This is a genomic window from Rhizobium jaguaris (genome assembly GCF_003627755.1).
Taxonomy (GTDB): Bacteria; Pseudomonadota; Alphaproteobacteria; order Rhizobiales; family Rhizobiaceae; genus Rhizobium; species Rhizobium jaguaris.
The window spans coordinates 810558-826020 of record NZ_CP032694.1 but is presented as its reverse complement, the minus strand read 5'-3'; the positions used below and the strand labels follow the sequence as shown (position 1 = coordinate 826020).

12 protein-coding genes are annotated in these 15463 nt (G+C 61.4%); 5 read left to right on the top strand and 7 right to left on the bottom strand.

What is annotated here, in order from left to right:
* Positions 1-10: 10 nt before the first annotated feature.
* The 3 genes from cheY1 to CCGE525_RS04020 all read right to left on the bottom strand — a co-directional run bounded on the left by cheY1 (position 11) and on the right by CCGE525_RS04020 (position 2354).
* The gene (gene cheY1 / locus CCGE525_RS04030) at positions 11-376 is read right to left on the bottom strand and encodes a chemotaxis response regulator CheY1 (protein WP_028751177.1); all 366 of its coding nucleotides are present in this window, start codon (positions 374-376) and stop codon (positions 11-13) included.
* Entirely contained in the window at positions 373-669 is a 297-nt protein-coding gene (locus CCGE525_RS04025) for an STAS domain-containing protein (protein ID WP_120703156.1), read from the bottom strand. Before CCGE525_RS04025 ends, cheY1 begins: the two co-directional genes overlap by 4 nt.
* A 62-nt stretch (positions 670-731) precedes the next feature.
* A complete protein-coding gene (locus tag CCGE525_RS04020; RefSeq protein WP_120706239.1) occupies positions 732-2354 on the bottom strand; it encodes a globin-coupled sensor protein in 1623 nt (540 codons plus the stop codon).
* 726 nt (positions 2355-3080) lie between these two features.
* On the opposite strand from CCGE525_RS04020, the gene CCGE525_RS04015 reads away from it, so the two are divergent.
* Positions 3081-4583, top strand: coding sequence for an ArnT family glycosyltransferase (locus CCGE525_RS04015; protein WP_120703155.1), 1503 nt, complete (start codon positions 3081-3083; stop codon positions 4581-4583).
* Here the strand turns inward: CCGE525_RS04015 and CCGE525_RS04010 are convergent.
* On the bottom strand, positions 4574-4885 hold the full coding sequence (locus CCGE525_RS04010) for a helix-turn-helix domain-containing protein (protein ID WP_120706238.1): 312 nt from the start codon (positions 4883-4885) through the stop codon (positions 4574-4576). The two genes, CCGE525_RS04015 and CCGE525_RS04010, sit on opposite strands and share 10 nt — an antisense overlap.
* 36 nt (positions 4886-4921) lie before the next feature.
* Between CCGE525_RS04010 and ybaL the strand changes: the two genes are divergently transcribed.
* The 3 genes from ybaL to secD all read left to right on the top strand — a co-directional run bounded on the left by ybaL (position 4922) and on the right by secD (position 9858).
* Complete coding sequence (gene ybaL, locus CCGE525_RS04005; RefSeq protein WP_120703154.1) at positions 4922-6769, top strand: YbaL family putative K(+) efflux transporter; 1848 nt, start codon at positions 4922-4924, stop codon at positions 6767-6769.
* A 15-nt stretch (positions 6770-6784) separates the two neighbouring features.
* A complete protein-coding gene (locus CCGE525_RS04000) occupies positions 6785-7207 on the top strand; it encodes a hypothetical protein (RefSeq protein WP_120703153.1) in 423 nt (140 codons plus the stop codon).
* Positions 7208-7302: 95 nt separating this feature from the next.
* Complete coding sequence (secD, locus tag CCGE525_RS03995) at positions 7303-9858, top strand: protein translocase subunit SecD (RefSeq protein WP_120703152.1); 2556 nt, start codon at positions 7303-7305, stop codon at positions 9856-9858.
* 60 nt (positions 9859-9918) lie between these two features.
* Here the strand turns inward: secD and CCGE525_RS03990 are convergent, their stop codons facing one another.
* Positions 9919-10788, bottom strand: coding sequence for an SMP-30/gluconolactonase/LRE family protein (locus tag CCGE525_RS03990; RefSeq protein ID WP_120703151.1), 870 nt, complete (start codon positions 10786-10788; stop codon positions 9919-9921).
* 268 nt (positions 10789-11056) lie between these two features.
* Here CCGE525_RS03990 and CCGE525_RS03985 point away from each other — a divergent pair, with 268 nt between their 5' ends.
* Complete coding sequence (locus tag CCGE525_RS03985; protein ID WP_120703150.1) at positions 11057-13126, top strand: ATP-dependent helicase; 2070 nt, start codon at positions 11057-11059, stop codon at positions 13124-13126.
* A 355-nt stretch (positions 13127-13481) separates the two neighbouring features.
* Here the strand turns inward: CCGE525_RS03985 and mmsB are convergent, their stop codons facing one another.
* On the bottom strand, positions 13482-14363 hold the full coding sequence (gene mmsB, locus CCGE525_RS03980; RefSeq protein ID WP_120703149.1) for a 3-hydroxyisobutyrate dehydrogenase: 882 nt from the start codon (positions 14361-14363) through the stop codon (positions 13482-13484).
* Positions 14364-14384: 21 nt separating this feature from the next.
* Entirely contained in the window at positions 14385-15443 is a 1059-nt protein-coding gene (locus CCGE525_RS03975) for an enoyl-CoA hydratase/isomerase family protein (protein WP_120703148.1), read from the bottom strand.
* Positions 15444-15463: the final 20 nt, after the last annotated feature.

Below are 15463 nucleotides of genomic sequence, written 5' to 3'. Positions count from 1 at the left end.
CAGATCCTGTTTAAGCGGTTACACGCTCGATGGCATCGATCAGCTTGGCGGGATCGAAGGGCTTCACGATCCAGCCCGTCGCGCCGGCCTGGCGGGCACGGTTCTTCTTTTCGGCGTCGCTTTCGGTCGTCAGCACCAAGATCGGGATGGCCCGGTACTTGTCGTTGCGGCGCACGCCTTCGATAAAGCCGAAGCCGTCAAGGCGCGGCATATTGATGTCGGTGACGATGACGTCGGGATTAGCTTCTTCCAAAACCTCGAGGCCCTCGACGCCGTCTTCGGCCTGAATGGTCTCGAAGCCGGCATTGTTGAGGGTGACGAGAAGCATGTTTCGAATGGTCCGTGAATCATCCACGGTCAGCACTTTTTTCTTCATTGCCGGATCTCCTTGGCAAGCAGATGATTGATGTCGACTCCGATCAACTGCATCGTTTTTTGAAATGCGTCCGACACCTTGGAAAAGGTGAACGACAGCTTGTCTTCATTCCAAGTCTTGGCGGCGGCCATGATGACCTGAACGCACAAGGCCCCGATCCTCTCGACGCCTGATGCATCGATCACGACATTGCTGCCGCGCAGCCCCATCAACTTGCCGCGAAGCGTTGAGGCCTCGTTGAGGTCCAACACCGCGGCCAGACTGATTGTCTTTTCGCCTTTCCTGCTCGGCATCGCTTTATTCCTTGTTGCCTGAAATCGGGCTCCACGGCCCGCATGCGCATAAAACAGAGATGTCAGTAAACATTCCGCTCTCCTCCAAGCCCGGCCCTGCGAAGCGGAAAATCGAATTCGGCCACATCGCCCTCGTCACGCCGGGCGATCGGCAAGCGTTGCGCTGCAGTCACCGGGCGTGGCACAGCATGCCGGCGCTCGCGCTCAAGGCGGAATTCACGGATCGTCCGCCCGAGTTCGAGGATGACGGTGTGAAGATGATCGGCGCCTTCGTCCGAGCGACGGGCGAGGTTTTCGGTGGCAGCGGCGCGTTCACCGAAGCTGCCGATGTCCGTCGTCACTGTGCGTAAGCCGGCGGCCTGTTCGTCGGTGGCGGCGGCAATGCCGGAAATGGCATCGTTGATGTCGGTCACCTGGCGGACGATGCTGCCGATCGCTTCCTGCGTACGGCCGACCATTTGCACGCCGGCATCGACCTGCGCCTTGGTGCCCGTCACCAGCACCTTGATCTCGCGGGCGGCATCGGCGGAGCGCTGGGCCAGCGCGCGAACTTCCTGGGCGACCACGGCAAAGCCACGGCCGCTGTCGCCGGCGCGGGCGGCTTCGATACCGGCGTTGAGCGCCAGCAGATTGGTCTGAAAGGCAATCTCGTCGATGACACCGATGATTTGGCCGATCTTTTCCGCCGAGTTTTCGATATCGGCCATGGCGGAAATGGCCTGGCCGACGACGCGGCCGCTGTCTTCGGCTGCAACGCGGGTGGAGGCGGCAGCACGCTCGGCCGTCCGGGTGCTCGCCGCATTGCTGCGAACCTGATCGGCGAGTTCGGCAAGCTGCTTTGCCGACGCGGCAAGCCCCTGAGATTGCTCCGTGGAATTCTGGGAGAGGAAGCGGGAATCGCGGGCGATGGAGTCGGTTGCGGCTTCGGCCGCCCGCACGCTGGCCGACAGTGCGGCAAATTGATGCTGCATGTCGTCCAGAGCGGCATTCATCGTCTGCGCCAGTTCGGCATAGGCCTCCGGGCCCTCGTCCGGCAAACGGACGGTCAGATCGCGTTCTGCGAGGCTGCGGATGACATCGGCAAAAACACCGGCCGCCTCGGCGTGATCCGCACTGCGCTGTTCGGCGAGTACTCGCTGGTGGTTGAGGCGCAGTTCGTTGAAACGCAACGATACGGCGATTTCGACGTCAACCATGACGAGGCGAACCGCAGCGGCGATCAGCTCGCTCAGTTCACGGGCACGACGTTTGGCGCCGGGTAGGATGGCGCGGCCACCCATCTCCTCGACGATACCGGCGAGAAGATGCTCCAGAACCACGCCATGGCCGGCAACGTGCCAGCGCGGGTCGAGCCCCATCTTGCTTTCGGTATCGGAGAGAACCTTGACACGCTCGGCGTACAGACTGTCGAAACGAGCGTCTGTCAGCACGTCCCAATGCGAGGATTGCAAGTCCTGCAGGCGTTCGAGCTGGCTTTCGCTGGTAAAATTGCGGGCGGCGTCGGGAAAGGTCTGGAGACGGTGGAAGAGATCGCGCAGGCCAGCTTTCAGATGCGCTTCGAGCATCGGCCGGTTGCGGCGCACGATTTCGCATTGCTCGGCATCGAGACCAGCAAAACGCAAGCGATCGCGAAGGCTGCCCGCCTGCGCCCGTCCTGCCTGATCTGACGGCGAATCCTGCGCCAAAATCGTCCCCACCGAACTGCCGGACGTAGACGACGCCGGCGAAACCACTGATGATCCGGTTGAGACGCGACGAAGAGACGAGGAAAGGCGCATGCCGTCGCCGGTCCATCGACCGGGACGCTGAAGCTCGCTCGCTCATCAAAGTCTGTTTCGGACCGTTTGATGACATGGATACCGGATCTGACCCGGTACGACGGGGCGGCTTCATGCCTGGTGAGAACGAGTGACAGTTTTCCCATTCCGACGTGCAGCTTCAATGTTTATGGTTAATTCCTTGCTTGAAGGTTAATACGCCATGCCAGCTATTCTGTTTTAGTTTGAACTACTTTTGGTTCGATTTCGGTCGGCGGTGATTTTGAATAAAAAACAAAGTAGCCGCAAGTCACAGGCAAGCTTCATATTCTAATCCGGCAAGTAGAGACACCTTCGATGTCGACACGGAGAGAGCAATGATTGTTCTTGATTTGACTGCTTCGCTGATGGCCGGCATGACGCTTGCTGCCTTCGTGTTTTTGGGCCTCATCGAGGAGGCCCGCGGCAAAGCCGCCCCGCGCGTGCTCTGAGTATCTTCTCAGACGCCTACAGGCGCACAAATCCCTCATAAAGATAGCTCAAGCGCGCGGCATCGGGCTGCGCTTACCGTCTTTCTCTTTCCGCGAGAGCTAGCGTCGGGCTCAATAGTTCCGTATGAAGCCTCACCACCCGGCACCGAGATCGACCTTATTGATGTCCGATACGACCCATTCAGAAACAAGCCAGCGGGCACTTTCGCTGCGGCTTGCTCTTGCAATCATCTTCGGCATCACGCTTTGGCGCGTTGTGATGCTGTACTTCAATAGGACGGATCTATTCGTCGACGAGGCGCAATATTGGTTCTGGGGTCAGAACCTCGACTTCGGCTATTATTCCAAACCGCCGGTCATCGCCTGGGTGGTCCGCTTCTTCAACACGATTTCCGGTTCGGACGCGACCTTCTGGATCCGCGTTTCCGCGCCGCTCTTCCATCTTGCCACCGCGCTGATGCTGATGCGTACGACGCGACGACTGATTACGGGTGACGTCGGGCGTGAGATCGAGCCCTGGGTCGGCGTCATCTTCGTCACCCTGCCGGCCGCCTCGCTTTCGGCCGTACTGGTGTCGACCGACACGATCCAGATCCTGTTCGTCACCATTGCGATCTGGGCTTTTCTCGGCCTGACCAAACGTTCCTCTGTTATTGAAGCGCTGATCCTCGGCGTCAGCCTCGGCATCGCCTTCCTGACGAAATATTCCGTATTGTTCCTGCTGCCAGGTGTCGGCGTCGCCATGCTGACATTGCGTTCAGCGCGCATTGCCTGGCGCGACGTGATCATCGCCGCCATCGCCGGCGCCGTCGTCGTCGCCCCGAATCTCTGGTGGAATTTGGCCCATGATGCGGCAACGGTGCGCCATACCGAAAGCATTGCCCATTGGAACGGCGAGGGAAACGGCGCCGGGCTGGTGAAGCATCTGCTCGGTGCGCTAGGTTTTGTCGGGGCGCAATTCGGCGTCGTCGGGCCTATCATTTTCTATGCCATGCTCTGGGCGGCCTGGCGGATGGTTCGCGGGCAAAGCGACGACAGAGAAAAGCTGCTCGTCTGGCTGTCGATCCCGGTCGTGGCGCTGATCACGCTGCAGGCGCTGTTTGCCAAGGCCTATGCCAACTGGGCGGTCACCGCTTATGCCGCCGGCACGATCCTCGCTGTCTGGCTGCTCTACCGCCTGACGAAAAAGGGCTTGGTCATCTCGCTGATCATCGGCTCGGTCGTTGCCTTCCTCTTGCCGGTTTTGACCGTGTTTGCCTATGACATCAAGCTGCCGAATGGCAATCTGGTCATGCAGCGCTATGTCGGCCGCAGCGCAATCAGCCTGGAGATCGCCAGTATCGCTACCCAGGCGAACACGGCGGATATCGTCGCCGATAACCGCGATATTCTCGCCGATCTGTTCTACACGCTGAAGGGCAAGCCCTACCGTATCTATGCACGCAACTTCGGCGGCTTTCCCAAGAGCTACTACGAGCAGAATTTTTCGCTGCCGTCGAACGCCACCGGCCAGGTACTTTATGTCGACGACGAACCGTTCGATTGCACGGCGGGCCGGTCGGAGCTCATCAAGAGCTGGTCGCCGGATTTCGGCAACATGAAAGGCAGGACGCTCTACGCCTACCGTCTTTCGGCAAGCTGCATAGCCCCCAAACCTCAATCGTGATATGAAGCTGGGCGCAGGTAGACACCCCAACCAAGCTCAGGCATTTCCGCGAAGATGACGCCACCCTCTTCGAAAGCCAGGCGCAATTGCGCCTCGGTCGCCCGATGAATGTCATGATGCCCGCCCTCATAGTCGCGGATCGTGCTTCGTGACACGCCGGCTCTTTCGGCTATGTCCGACTGCGTCCAGTCGAGCAACCCGCGCGCCGCCCGGCAGAGCGCAGGCGTGAGAATCATTGGGTTGACGCCTTGATTCACGATTAAAAACCACCCATATTGGTCAACATACGCCAAATATGTCATAAACTGCACGGGATTTCCAGTATCGAGGAGACTGCAATGCCACACGACACGCCTTTGATTTCAACGATCGTCATGGGCCTCGTACTGGCATTCATCTTCGGCGCCATCGCCAATCGGTTCAAGATGCCGCCGCTCGTCGGTTATCTTCTTGCAGGTGTGCTCGCCGGCCCGCACACACCCGGCTTCGTCGCCGACCAGAGCCTGGCGCCGGAACTCGCCGAAATCGGCGTCATCCTGTTGATGTTCGGCGTAGGTCTGCATTTCTCACTGAAGGATCTTTTGTCGGTACGCGGCATAGCGGTCCCCGGTGCGATCGTTCAGATCGGCTTCGCAACCCTGCTCGGTTGGGGGCTCGGCGCAGCGATGGGCTGGCCGCTCGGCGGCAACCTGGTCTTTGGCCTCGCGCTCTCCGTCGCCTCGACGGTCGTCCTCTTGAAAGCCTTGCAGGAGCGTCGGCTCATCGAGAGCGATCGCGGCAAGATCGCGGTCGGCTGGCTCATCGTCGAAGACTTGGCCATGGTACTGGTTCTCGTTCTCATTCCCGCCGCCGCCAGCATTTCCGGTCATGGCACGCCCGAGCCATTATCGGCCGGCCTCAACCGGATGTTGGGCCTCGATCTCGGCATCACCGGCATCGTCGCCATGACGCTTCTCAAGGTCGCGGCTTTCGTCGGACTGATGCTGGTCTTCGGCCGGCGGATTATTCCCTGGATCCTGCACCTCATCGCCCATACCGGCTCGCGTGAACTTTTCCGCCTCGGCGTCCTCGCCATTGCGCTCGGCGTTGCTTTCGGGGCTGCAAAACTCTTCGGCGTGTCGCTGGCGCTCGGCGCCTTCTTCGCCGGCATGATCCTGTCGGAAAGCGAGCTCAGCCACCGGGCCGCGCAGGAAAGCCTGCCATTGCGCGATGCCTTCGCCGTGCTGTTCTTCGTCTCGGTCGGCATGCTGTTCGATCCGAACATACTGATCGATAATCCGCTGCCGTTGCTGGCGACTGTGTTCATCATCGTCGTCGGCAAATCGGTCGCCGCGTTTTTCATCGTGCTCGCCTTCGGCAAGCCGGTGAGCACGGCACTGACTATTTCCGCCAGCCTGGCACAGATCGGCGAATTCTCCTTCATCCTCGCCGCACTCGGCGTCGAGCTCGGCCTGTTGCCGGCCGAAGGCCGCGACCTGATCCTCGGCGGCGCGATCATCTCGATTATCCTCAACCCGGTTGTCTTCATTGCTTGTGACTGGCTGCAAAAGATGCTGGAAACCAAGCGGCAGAGCGAGGCACCGGAAAGTAAAGAACCTGCTGTGCAAGCGGAGCGGACGGCGACGGGCGAAGCCTCGCCTGCGCTTGCCGATCCACTGGCAGAGACCGTTGGCGATGAGGAGATGCGGCCGACCACACTTGCCGGCCATGTCGTGCTGATCGGCTACGGTCGTGTCGGCAGCATTGTCGGCGAAAATCTCAAATCCTCCGGTACGCCTTTCGTGGTCATCGAGGATTCCGAGAAGCGCATCGGCGAGCTCAAGCAGCAGGGAATCGAGGCGATCTACGGCAATGCGGCCTCCGCGGCGGTTCTGGCATATGCCAATATCGCTGGGGCGCGCAGCCTGATCATCGCCATTCCGAACACCTTCGAGGCGTGCAGTGCGGCCGAACAGGCGCGCGCCACCAATCCGTCGATCCTGATCGTCGCCCGCGCCCATTCCGACGCCGAAATCGACGTGCTCAAACAATATGGCGCCGATACGGTCATCATGGGAGAGCGGGAAATTGCGCTTGGCATGGTTGACCAGCTGGCGCAAGTGCATCATGACAGGCCGCACTATGAAGACGCGAAGCGTCCTGATATCATGACAGAACCGTCGGAAACCGCTCCGGCAAAGGAATGAAGGCCTTTTATACAGTTGGACCCGTTCGAATTCGGCGCCGCCGACAGCGAAGAGAACGATAGCAGGACGACGCACCGCGCCGGAGCGCGCGTGATCGCCTCGCTGTTCGTCGCTTTCTTCGCCTATCTCGGACTGGCCCTTGGCGGGGGCATCAATCTCACTGCGCGGGCGGACGCCGAGGCCTTTTCCTCCGGCAAGGACAGCCAACCGCTCTATCTCGCCTTGCGCGATCCGGTACGCGGCATTGTCGTGGCCGACCGCACGGTGACACCGAAAGCCACCTGGCACGACATCGGCCCGGCAACGCTTGCGACCCTTCCGTCGCTCGGATTTCTGAGCAATCCGTGGCAGCCGCGCCATCGCGGCGAAGCCATACAGCACGAATCCCTTGCTTTTCGCGCCTATCGCGCGCGTGCCCCGCCGGCTGCTTTCATCTGACCGGTTCGCGCGCTTAACGGCGCATCTCCGACATGACTCCACGTCCGCCAGCGGCAGGCTCCGCTGGCATTAGCGTATTTCCAAGGATAATACCCATGCGCACCTCACCATGGCTGGTGATCCTCTATACCGTGATCATCGTGCTTGGCCTTTTCATTGCCCTGCCGAACGCGCTTCCGCCGTCGGTTCTCAGTAAGGTCCCGTCCTGGCTGCCGCATAGCCAGGTTTCCCTCGGCCTCGACCTTCGCGGCGGCTCCTACCTCGTCCTCGAAGTCGACGAGAAGGACCTGACCAACGGCCGGCTGCAATCGCTGCTGCAAGATTCGCGCCGTGTCTTGCGCGACAAGAACATCCAGACCCGTTCGATCGTCCGCAATGGCGACCAGATCATCGTCACGTTGACCGATCCGTCGCAGAGCAACGATGCGGTGACGCAGTTGCGGACCCTCGCAAACACGATCTCGTCCGGCCTCTCCGCCGGCCAGTCCGACCTGACGATTACGCCGAATGGCAGCGCGATTGCCATGTCCTTCTCGCCGGCCGGCATTGCCAGCAACGTCGATTCCGCCGTCCAGCAGAGCTTGGAAGTCATTCGCAAGCGCGTCGACCAGGTAGGCGTCGCCGAACCGACCATCCAGCGCGTCGGCCCCAACCGCGTCCTCGTGCAGCTTCCGGGCGCACAGGACCCGTCTCGCCTGCGCGAACTGCTCGGCTCGACCGCGAAGATGTCCTTCCATCTGCTCGCCGACAATGTCGACCCGAACAATCCCGGCCCCGGCGTCACCATTCTGAAGGACGACGAAGGCCGCAGCTATCCGGTTCTCGACCGCATCGAGCTCGCCGGCGACCGCCTTACCGACGCCCGCGTCAGCTTCGATCCGAACACGCATGAGCCGCTCGTCACCTTCCGCTTCGACAGTGCCGGCGCCAACCGCTTCGCTGAAATCACCCGTGAAAATGTCGGCAAGCCCTTCGCCATCGTTCTCGACAACAAGGTACTGAGCGCACCGAACATTCGCGAGCCGATCACCGGCGGTTCGGGCCAGATCTCAGGCAATTTCACCGCCGATAGCGCAACGACGCTCGCAGCCCTGCTGCGCGCCGGCGCTCTGCCAGCCAAGCTCACCGTCATCGAAGAGCGCACGGTCGGCGCCGACCTCGGCAGCGACGCGATCCAGAAGGGTATCTATAGCGGCCTGATCGGCTTCGTCTTGGTTGCCGCCTTCATCTTCGTGCTCTACGGCACCTGGGGGATTCTCGCGAATGTTGCACTGCTCATCCACACGATCCTGACCTTCTCGGCCCTGACGCTTGTCGGCGCCACGCTGACGCTGCCGGGCATCGCCGGCGTCGTCCTTGGTATCGGCCTTGCGGTTGATGCCAACGTTCTCATCAACGAGCGCATCCGCGAAGAAACCCGCAAGGGCCGCGGCGCCTTCGCGGCCATCGATAACGGCTTCAAGAAGGCTTATTCGACGATTATCGACGGCAACATGACGGCCCTGATCGCCGCCGCCATCCTGTTCTACTTCGGCTCCGGCCCGGTTCGCGGCTTTGCCGTGACTATGGGTCTCGGCCTCATTATCTCGATGTTCACCTCCGTCGCCTTCGTACGCGTCGTGATGATCGCCATCACCCGTCGCCGCAAGCTGAAGGTGCTCAACATCAGGCCGCTGATCCCCTTCAGCCCTTATGACAAGCACATCCAGTTCATGAAGGCCCGCTTCTTTGGCGTCACCGTCTCGGCGATCCTATCGATCGCCTCGGTGGTCCTGTTCATCCATCCGGGCCTCAACTACGGCGTCGATTTCCGAGGCGGCATCCAGATGTCGGTCAGAACCAAGGACGCGGCCGATTTATCTACGTTCCGCGCGGGCCTGAACACGCTCGGCCTCGGCGAAATCGCACTGCAGTCCTTCGGCGACAACAGCAGCCTCCTTGTCCGCGCACAGCGCCAGGACGGCGGCGAAGAGGCGCAGACAGCCGCGGTCACCAAGCTCAAGGCAGAAATCATCAAGATCGACCCAACCGCGACCATCGAAGGCACGGATGTCATCGGTCCGAAGGTTTCGGGCGAGCTTGCCTGGGCCGGCATCCTGTCGGTCGTGATCGCCAGCCTGGCGATGCTGTTCTACATCTGGTTTCGTTTCGAATGGCCATTCGCGGTCGGCGCCATCGTCACTCTGGTACTCGACGTCACCAAGGCGATCGGCTTCTTCGCGATCACCGGCCTCGATTTCAACCTGACGGCCATCGCCGCTATCCTGACGCTGGTCGGTTACTCGGTGAACGACAAGGTCGTGGTCTATGACCGTATGCGTGAAAACATGCGGCTCTACAAGTCGATGCCGCTGCGCGACATCATCGACAAGTCGATCAACGAGACCCTGGCGCGAAGCCTCTATACCAACGCCACCGCCTTCCTGGCGCTGGTGCCGATGGCGATCTGGGGCGGCAGCGCTGTCTCCAGCTTCGCGATCCCGATGGTGTTCGGCATACTTGTCGCTGGCGCCTCGTCGGTCTTCATCGCCGCTCCGATCTTGCTGTTCCTCGGCGATTGGCGCCGCCGCCATGCCAAGGCGGTCGCCAACGACGCCAAGCCGGACGACAAGTCCGGCAAGGACAACAAGCAGATCCCTGCAGCCGAATAAGCGCGAACGGATATGAACGAGGACATGCCCGGCTTCCGGGCATGTCCATCTGCCTCCGGATCAGATGGACGGCATGTGCAACGGCAGCCCTGGGCGCGGCGCCGTTATTCTCTCCAAAGCACCATTTTCCTGCTCGGTGATAAGCGCATATTTGCCATCAAGGGTGAAAGCGATATTGCCCGGTCGCGCGCCATTGGTGCGGATACGGCCGGCAATCTTTCCGGTGGGATCGATCATGCAGATCTCGCCTTGCCCGTAAATCGTGCAATAAAGCATACCGCTGCGATCAAAGGCCATACCGGCCGGCCCGCACAGCGCCTTCACAGCCGGCGTCGGCATGACCTGCGCAAACAGTTCCTGCCGGCCGCCGACGACCTGGCGATAGATTTTCCCGGTCAATGTCTCGCTGTAGTAAAGCAGTCCGTCCGGCCCGAACGCTATGCCGTTGGCATAGAGCAAGCCGGTCGCCAGCACGCGCTGCACCCGACCCTCTGCAGGGTCGATCTGATAGACGCGGCCGTTATAGGGCGCCTGGAAGAAATCGGGATTGATGTCGGAGCCTTCGAGCAGGTCGGAGACACGGACGCCGGAATCGGTCATATAGAGCAGGCCGGCGGGACCGAAGGCCAGGTCGTTCGGGTAGAGAAACGGGCCGTCTTTACCGCCTTCGATCACTTGCAAGGTGCGGCCTTCGGCAGAGAGCCGGACAAGGGAGTTTTCCGGGCCACCCGCCACCCAGAAACAATTGTCGCCGTCGACCGCAAGTCCGGTCGGTCGGCCGCCGATCCGGCAGATTTCACGTCGGATACCTCCGGCGATCATCGTCAGGCAACGACGACTGTCGTCTGTCTCCACAAGCGCGATACGCCCATCCGTCAGGGCTACCGGCGCCTCAGGTTGGCGCAATCCGGTGGCGATCGTCTCATTCATGTTCGGGAACCCTACCCAGCGCACCGAAACCCCAAAATCATCTGTCACAATTCGGTAAATAAGTACCCCAAAGGCTTTTTTCGAGCCGGCTCTCATTAAATCTGAACCAAATTCATGACGGGAGGGTCACATCTCTGTGCAGATCCTGTTGATCTTGACAGTTTCGGCCAATTCGGAACATTCATCGAACATTCGGATATTATTGCGAACATGATTCGTCACCGATTCCAAGTTCGCCGCCTGCCGTCCGAAGCCTTCAGGAGAGACCATGACCGCTGCCTATCTGGAAAAGCTGAACCCGGAGCAGCGGCTGGCGGTGGAGCACGGCACGACGGTCGAAGGCAGCCATATCGCCGGGCCGCTGCTGGTGATCGCCGGCGCCGGCTCCGGCAAGACCAACACGCTGGCCCATCGCGTTGCGCACCTGATCGTCAAAGGCGCCGATCCCCGCCGCATCCTTTTGATGACTTTTTCCCGCCGCGCCGCAGCCGAGATGGGCCGGCGCGTCGAGCGCATCTGCCGCGAGGTACTTGGCGCCAATGCCGGCATTATGGCCGACGCGCTTGCCTGGAGCGGCACATTCCACGGCATCGGTGCGCGGCTCTTGCGCGATTACGCCGAACAGATCGGCCTCGACCCGGCCTTCACGATCCATGACCGCGAAGACAGCGCCGACCTGATGAACCTCATTCGTCACGAGCTTGGTTTCTCCAAGCTGGAAAGCCGCTTTCCGACCAAGGCGACTTGCCTTGCCATCTATTCCCGCACCGTCAATTCGGAAACGCCGCTCGAAGAGATATTGCGCGATTTCTTCCCTTGGTGCGCTGCCTGGGACAAGCAGTTGCGCGACCTCTTCGCGGCCTATGTCGAGGCCAAGCAGGTGCAGAATGTGCTCGATTACGACGATCTGCTGCTCTATTGGGCGCATATGCTGCACGAGCCGCTGATCGCCGAAGATATTGGCGGCCGCTTCGATCATGTGCTGGTCGACGAATATCAGGATACCAACCGGCTGCAGTCGTCGATCCTGCTGGCGCTGAAACCCAACGGCCACGGACTGACTGTCGTCGGCGACGATGCGCAGTCGATCTACTCATTCCGCGCGGCTACGGTGCGCAACATCCTCGACTTCCCGACCTCCTTTACTCCCGCCGCCAACATCGTCACGCTCGACCGCAATTACCGTTCGACGCAGCCGATTCTGGCGGCCGCCAATGCGGTGATCGATCTTGCCTCCGAACGATTCACGAAGAACTTGCGCACGGAGCGGCAAAGCGCTCAACGGCCACGGCTGGTGACGGTGCGCGACGAAAGCGATCAAGCGCGCTATGTTGCCGACCAGGTGCTGGAAAATCGCGAGAGCGGCGCGAAGCTCAAGCAGCAGGCCGTGCTTTTCCGGACCTCGCACCATAGCGGGCCGCTGGAGGTGGAGCTTACCCGCCGCAACATCCCCTTCGTCAAATTCGGCGGGCTGAAGTTTCTCGACAGTGCCCATGTCAAGGACATGCTGGCTGCCCTTCGCTTTGCCCAGAACCCGCTCGACCGCGTTGCCGGCTTCCGGTTGATGCAGCTCCTGCCGGGCGTCGGCCCCTCGACCGCGCAGCGCGTGCTCGACCATATCGGCGAACAGGCCAGTCCGATGACGGCGCTTGCCGACTTTCCGGCGCCTCCCCGCTCTGGGGAAGACTGGACCAGTTTCGTAGCGACCATGCAGGAACTGAAGAGCGGCAAGGCCGGGTGGCCAGCGGAAATCGGCCTGGTGCGGCAGTGGTATGAACCGCATCTGGAGCGGGCACATGAGGATGCGGCAACGCGTCAGGCGGACTTGCTCCAGCTCGAACAAATCGCTGGCGGCTACGGCTCGCGCGAGCGCTTCCTCACCGAATTGACGCTCGATCCGCCCGATGCCACCAGTGACCAGGCCGGCGTGCCGCTGCTCGACGAGGATTATCTCATCCTTTCGACCATCCATTCCGCCAAAGGCCAGGAATGGACGAAAGTCTTCGTCCTCAATGCCGTGGATGGCTGCATTCCGGCCGATCTCGCCGTCGGATCATCCTCCGAGATCGAAGAGGAACGGCGGCTGCTCTATGTCGCCATGACTCGTGCCAAGGACGGCCTCGACCTCGTCATCCCGCAGCGCTTCTTCACGCATGGCCAGCATGCCCAAGGCGATCGGCATGTCTTCGCTTCGCGCACGCGCTTCATTCCGGTGACCTTGCTGCAATTCTTCGAGGTCTGCGGCTGGCCGCAGGCACGGGCGGAAAGCGCTGCGGCGGTTCAGGCACGGCAGGTGCGCGTCGATGTTGGGGCGCGCATGCGCGGCATGTGGCGATGAGTTGAGGCTTATTCGCAGAGGATGTCGCTTGTGGCAAGCCCTTCACCCTAACCCTCTCCCCCCTTGAGTGAAGGGCAATTGCATATGGGGCATGCCAGCGCCGTAAGCTCCTTCTCCCCTTGGGGAGAAGGTGGCCCGAAGGGTCGGATGAGGGGGTCTTTTTCCATAAAGAGTGACCTTTCGCTTGCGCTCAAGGTGCTCGTCGTTCCACTCCTCGCCCCCCTCATCCGCCTGTCGGCACCTTCTCCCCGAGGGGAGAAGGGGTTGCGTGGTAACGACTTCATCTCATGCGCGATTCCCCCTGCGCTCGCGGGGAGAGGGGCAGCCTTGCACCCGACCAACGATCCAGCAATCCTCAGTCCGCCTCCCGGAACATCTCAATAATCGCCGAGAAATCACGGGCGCCATTGCCCTGTTTGTCGAACAGCGCAAACAGTTGCGCCGCTTCGGCACCCAGCGGCGTCGACGCGCCGCTCGACAGCGCCGCCTCCTGCGCAAGCCGCAGATCCTTCAGCATCAGTGCCGCCATGAAGCCCGGCTTGTAGTCGTTGTTGGCGGGCGAGGTCGGCACAGGGCCGGGCACGGGGCAATAGGTATTGATTGACCAGCACTGGCCGGACGACGTCGAAGCGACGTCGAACAGGGCCTGGTGTGACAGGCCGAGCTTTTCGCCGAGCACGAAGGCCTCGCAGACGCCGATCATGGAAACACCGAGGATCATGTTGTTGCAGATCTTCGCCGCCTGGCCGGCGCCCGCATCGCCGCAATGGACGATCTTCTTGCCCATGACTTCGAGCAGCGGTCTGGCGCCTGCAAAACTTTCCTGCGAACCGCCGGCCATGAAGGTGAGCGTTCCGGCCGCGGCACCCCCAGTGCCGCCGGAGACCGGTGCGTCGAGGGACAGGCAACCGGCATCACCTGCCATGGCGTGGGCTTTGCGGGCGCTGTCGACATCGATGGTCGAGCTGTCGATCAGCAAGGTACCCTTCGGCACCGAGCGCAGGATATCGGTCCAGACCGTCAGCACATGCCGCCCCATCGGCAACATGGTGATGACGGCTTCGGCATCGGCCAAGGCCTCGGTCAGCACGTTTGCGGCCTTGACGCCCGTCGCCTCCGCAGCCTTCAGCACATCATGCGCGAGATCGAAGCCGACAACGGCATGGCCGGCCTTGACCAGATTGGCGGCCATGGGACCGCCCATATTGCCGAGCCCGATGAATGCGATCCGTGTCATGATGCTCTCCTTCCAGTATCTTCACATCGCGAAAAGCGGCGGTCGCGCCGGCACGAAGAAGCGGTCGATGGCGGCATCGCCGACCTCGGCAAGGCTTGCCGGGGACCATTTCGGATTGCGATCCTTGTCGATGACCGCGGCGCGCACGCCTTCGTAAAAGTCGGGATTATACAATATCCCAAGGCAGGCGCCGAGTTCGCGGTTCAGGCATTCGCCAAGGCTTGCGCTCTTGCGGCCGGCCCGCAGCAGCTTCAGGGTCAATTTCAGGCTGGTGGGAGAGCGCGTGGCGATCGTCCGCGACGTTTCGGCGGCGAAATCGCCTGTCTCTCGTGTCAGCGCCTCCTGAATGTCCTCAACGGTATCATATGCCAGCGCCCGATCGATCATATCGCTGATAGCGGCGAGCCGGCTTTCGCCCGCGGGGGCTGCCATGCCTGAAATCACCCTGTGCACATTGGCCGACGACGCAGCGACGGGCAACACGCTGATCGCCTCGATCAACGTCGTTAGATCGGAAGACGCGACACAATGATCGGCGAGCCGCGCGTGGATCGCGTCGGCGGCGTTGATGGTGTGGCCTGTCAGGCCCATCCATGTGCCGGCTTCGCCGGGCGCACGCGGTAAAAGCCAGGTGGCGCCGACATCGGGAAAATAACCGATGCCGGTTTCCGGCATGGCGAGGCGGGTGCGCTCCGTAACGACACGATGACTGCCATGGGAGGATAGTCCGACGCCACCGCCCATGGTGATGCCGTCCATCAGCGCCACGTAAGGTTTGGGATAATTCGCGATGGCATGGTTGAGGCGAAATTCCTCGCGCCAGAAGGTCTCGGCTTCCGCTGAACCTCGTTTGCCGCTCTCATGCAACAGGCGAATATCGCCGCCGGCGCAGAAGGCGCGCTCGCCCTCTCCTGCGACGATGACGCTGGCGACGGAAGGATCGGCGGCGAATTCACCAAGAGCCGATGCAATCGCCCGGATCATCGGTGATGTCAGGCTGTTCAGCGCCTGCGGCCGGTTGAGACGGATGAGACCCGCCGATCCCTGACGCTCGATGATGACCTCGTCTATGCCATGCATTCGAAACTCCCTGTTCTGCC